Raw genomic sequence first — 1,020 nt, 5'->3', positions numbered from 1 at the left:
CTGCATTAAGTTTATTTTTCCAATCTATTTCAACAGACGAGGTGTTAGATATATCCACCTTCGCAACGAAATTTCCTTTTCCTTTAACTGCATAAATGAGTCCTTCTTGTTCTAAATCCGCGTAAGCAGAGAGTACTGTATTTCTGCTCACTGATAATAATTCACTCAGTTCCCTTGTTGATGGGATTTTTTGATCCCCCAACAAATGCCCTTTCATAATCATCTTTTTTAAATAATCTTTTAATTGAATATAAACGGGACGATCTTTTACAACTTTAAAATCCTTAAACAATTCCTTACCCCCTGCAATTATTTTTGCATATTTATTTCATTCTCAAAAGGTCCACCACATATGTATTTTTTATGAATAGCGGTACGGTTATAAAGCCTATAAATCCTTTCGATATAGATTGATTAAATCTTTCAAAGCGGCTGCGGCTGCCCCACGTGGGTTTGAGGCCCCTCCAAGCGTTGTCACTTGTCCCATTGAATCCGTAAAGAATGTAATTCCTTTTTCGGTACTATTTATATTTGCTAATGGATGTTCTTTCTCTAAATTACAAGGTTTTACACTAAGATTTAATTTTCCATTAGCATCTTTATATGCTGATGCAATCAATTTAATAGATTTATTTTGTTCCTTTGCATTTTGAATTTGTTGCGTTGTAACGTGCTCTATTCCGTTTATTTGTATATCTTTGAGTGAATAATCTGTTCCCATTAAACTATTCGTCAAAAGTAATAATTTACAAGCGCTATCCATCCCGCTTATATCTAATAACGGGTTAGTCTCCGCAATTCCTTTATTTTGTGCTTCTTGCAACGCTTCTTCAAACGTCTTATCTTCTTCATGCATCTTTGTAAGAATATAATTTGTTGTCCCGTTCAATATTCCTTCTATTTTTTCAATATGGCAACCTGCTAAACTTAGTTGTCCAATGTCTAATGTCGGTAACGCAGCCGCAGTTGCACCGCTATATCGAATACGTACATTTGCCATTTTTGCTGCTTCCTTTATTT

General features: G+C 34.7%; 2 protein-coding genes. Both read right to left on the bottom strand.

All coding sequences use genetic code 11. The features are described 5' to 3' along the window. On the bottom strand, positions 1 to 292 hold a 292-nt coding region (locus AC1DTM_RS28340; RefSeq protein WP_477001474.1), incomplete at its 3' end, for a GntR family transcriptional regulator. 96 nt (positions 293 to 388) lie between these two features. Further along, on the bottom strand, positions 389 to 1,020 hold a 632-nt coding region (locus tag AC1DTM_RS28335), incomplete at its 5' end, for a homoserine dehydrogenase (protein WP_477001473.1).

This window comes from Bacillus sp. P4_D3, assembly GCF_056401855.1.
This window is presented reverse-complemented; position numbering and strand designations above follow the sequence as displayed.